The sequence below is a fragment of the Streptomyces sp. NPDC048275 genome, from assembly GCF_040652275.1.
Classification (GTDB): domain Bacteria; phylum Actinomycetota; class Actinomycetes; order Streptomycetales; family Streptomycetaceae; genus Streptomyces.
Map to the genome: position 1 here is coordinate 1 of NZ_JBEZLR010000230.1, position 2,664 is coordinate 2,664.

General features: G+C 64.4%; 4 protein-coding genes and 1 pseudogene. 3 read left to right on the forward strand and 2 right to left on the reverse strand.

All coding sequences use genetic code 11. The features are described 5' to 3' along the window. Window positions 1-262 precede the first annotated feature (262 nt). A complete protein-coding gene (locus AB0D57_RS47515) occupies window positions 263-1,018 on the forward strand; it encodes a class I SAM-dependent methyltransferase (protein WP_067023809.1) in 756 nt (251 codons plus the stop codon). 74 nt (window positions 1,019-1,092) lie between these two features. Here the strand turns inward: AB0D57_RS47515 and AB0D57_RS47520 are convergent, their stop codons facing one another. Further along, window positions 1,093-1,416: a hypothetical protein gene (locus AB0D57_RS47520; protein ID WP_095749789.1), complete on the reverse strand. Its 324-nt coding sequence runs from the start codon at window positions 1,414-1,416 to the stop codon at window positions 1,093-1,095. A 145-nt stretch (window positions 1,417-1,561) separates the two neighbouring features. Here AB0D57_RS47520 and AB0D57_RS47525 point away from each other — a divergent pair, with 145 nt between their 5' ends. Continuing rightward, window positions 1,562-1,744 carry a hypothetical protein gene (locus AB0D57_RS47525; RefSeq protein WP_362088739.1) on the forward strand — a complete coding sequence of 61 codons (183 nt, stop codon included), beginning with the start codon at window positions 1,562-1,564 and terminating at the stop codon, window positions 1,742-1,744. Between the two features lie 138 nt (window positions 1,745-1,882). Beyond that, window positions 1,883-2,284: a tautomerase family protein gene (locus AB0D57_RS47530; protein WP_362088740.1), complete on the forward strand. Its 402-nt coding sequence runs from the start codon at window positions 1,883-1,885 to the stop codon at window positions 2,282-2,284. Between the two features lie 41 nt (window positions 2,285-2,325). Here AB0D57_RS47530 and AB0D57_RS47535 read toward each other — a convergent pair. Beyond that, a pseudogene (locus AB0D57_RS47535) lies at window positions 2,326-2,664 on the reverse strand (hypothetical protein); the annotation flags it as partial.

Below are 2,664 nucleotides of genomic sequence, written 5' to 3' on the forward strand. Positions count from 1 at the left end.
AGACGGGCCGGCCCGACGAACGGGCCAACGCCACCGCGTCGGCCCGGAACTCCGCCGAGTACTTGTAGGTCCCCACCCGGGACTCCTCTCCCTGGGCTCAAGATCCAGTGTCGAGGTGTCCACGATCAAGGTGGAAGGCCCGACAACTGACAACCCACAAACACCGTCAGAGCCATCCTTGCGAAAACCATTGGTGCCCGGCTTGCTCCGCTGATGGACTGACGTCCTACCGTGAGTCTGCCGCGTGACGGAGGTAGTGGTTGTGACAGGCTATGACGTGCTTGCCGAGGTGTACGAATGGCTCATCTCGGATGCAAAGTTGCCTCCAGCCGAGTTCGCTGCGTCGTTCGACGACGTCCTCAACCTCCTGCCGTCGAACGCTCACGTCCTCGACTGTTCGTGCGGAACCGGACAGTTGGCGGTTGGCCTCGCCGGTCGTGGCATGCAGGTTGTCGCAACTGACGCCAGCGAGGCGATGGTTCGTCGGACTGCAGAGTTGTCTGAGGAGTTCGGGGCATCCGTCCGGGCCGTACGGGCGAACTGGGAAGAGTTGCCCGACCATTTCCAGGACAACACGTTCGACATGGTGTTCTGCGTTGGCAACTCGCTTCACCATGCCGCGGGCGCGACAGGCAGGGGTGCTGCTCTGGAGTCGATGTCACGGCTTCTGCGCCCCGGCGGGCGCTTGGTACTCACATCCCGCACTTGGGAACTCGTGAGGGCCAGAGGTTCCCGGCTGGAGATCAGTGACCGACTCGTCCGCCGGAACGGTCGCGATGCCGTCGTGGTCTACCGCTGGGAGATTGCGCCGCATTGGGAGGAGGAGCACCACATCGAGATTGCGATCGCGCAAGTTGATGCGACCGGGTTGGTTCTTGTCCGCTCGGAACTGCTGTCCTGCTGGCCCTACCGGTACGAGGAACTCGAAGTCGAGCTGCACCGGGTCGGACTCCAAACGGAACTGAGCACGTTCGATCTTGAGGCCGAGAACTACATGGTGGTCGCGAGCAAGGTATAAACACCGGACTCTCAGTCCCTGGCCGGACCGCGCGGTTGCTCGCAGGACGCTTGCGCCCTCTCATCGGTGCGGGTTCAAGTGGTCAACGCAACGCCTCGGACGAGGAGTGCTCGTCGATCAGACGGCGGTAGATCCGGGGTGACGGTGTGGCGCTGTTTCCTGGTCGCGTCCAGATCAATGAGCAGGATCTCGTCGATCAGCAGCGTGAACGGATCCAGCTTCGACGGCCGCGCCGAAGCGGTTGTCGTGCGTGGCTGCGGCCAAGCCGAGGTCAGGGCCTTGTTGACCGTGCTCCAGGTGACGCCGTACTTGCACTGCAACGCCCGGTTCGACATGCCATCGCGGGAGTCGCGCCGCAGCGCGGCGTACAACTCGACCTTCGACTGGCCAGGCGGCATCGGGGGTGCTCCTTTACTGAGCACATCCAGCTTGACACCGCAACCCCGATGGTGACGTCAGAATTCGCGAACATCTTTCTGGGCCATCACCTGGTGCCGTCAGCTTTCACGAACAACTGACGTCACCAACTACCGACAGAACCACATGTCCGTCCTGGACAACACCGCCATCAGCGACGCCTGGATCGGCACCGCCGATCTCTCCTTCCTCCCCGCCCACGGCGAAGAACTCGCCGACCTGGCCATCCAGCGCACCGGCAAGGGATTCCACTTCGACCTCGCCTACACGGTCACCGACCTCAAGACCCTCGCCGGCCACAGCAACTAACCACCCCGCACCACGACGGCCCCGCCACCAGCCCTCACCCTGCGGGGTCCCTCCTGCACCACGAACCATCCCCAACGCAGCCGTGCCCCCCGATGCCTTGGGGGGCACGCCCACAGCTCTCACATCTCAGGAGTCGACGTGCCCATCTACACCTGCGCCACCGCCCAGGGAACTCTGAGGCCCGGCACCAAGGGCGACCTGGCCGCCGAGATCACCCGGATCCACGCGGAGATCAATCACGTCCCGCCCGCCTACGTCAACGTGGTCTTCTCCGAGCTGCCGCAGGACAGCGTCTACGTCGGTGGAGATCCCGGGACGCCGCTCCTGATCGGCGGCTGGGCACGCCGCGGCCACCCACAGGAGGAGACGACGCGCTTGGCACTCGAGCTGTCGGCGGCCGCTTCCCGTATCACCGGGATACCCGAGCGCCGCATCCTTGTGGTGATCCAGGACAGTCCCGCACGTTCCGCTGTCGAAGCCGGCCAGGCCCTGCCCGACCCGGGTCAGGAGAAGGAATGGCTGAGGCAGCAAGAGGCGTAAAGCCACGGCCGGAGCGACAGCCCGTGGGTCCTTAAAGATCTCTAGTGCGGGAAGCGGCGGGGTGGACGAGTGACTACCGATTCGCGGAACTCGGCAATCCTCGAATGGACTTGGCGCATCAGGTGGGTGTCCTCGATCCGATCCAGGTAGAGGCAGCGGGCTGCCAGGCCCGGGAGGTCGAAGGCGAAGTACAGGGACATCAACGGGTTCACGAACAACTCGCTGCCCCGAGTGCGGTCGGTGAACCTGACATCGCCGAAAGAGCCGCGCACGGCTGCCGCGATTGAACCGTTCACGATGCTGGGGTACTCCGGGGTGTGGTGCTGAGCGTGCGTCACCGCGTCAAGGTAGAGAGCGCCCTCACGGGTGGCGCGCGGTAT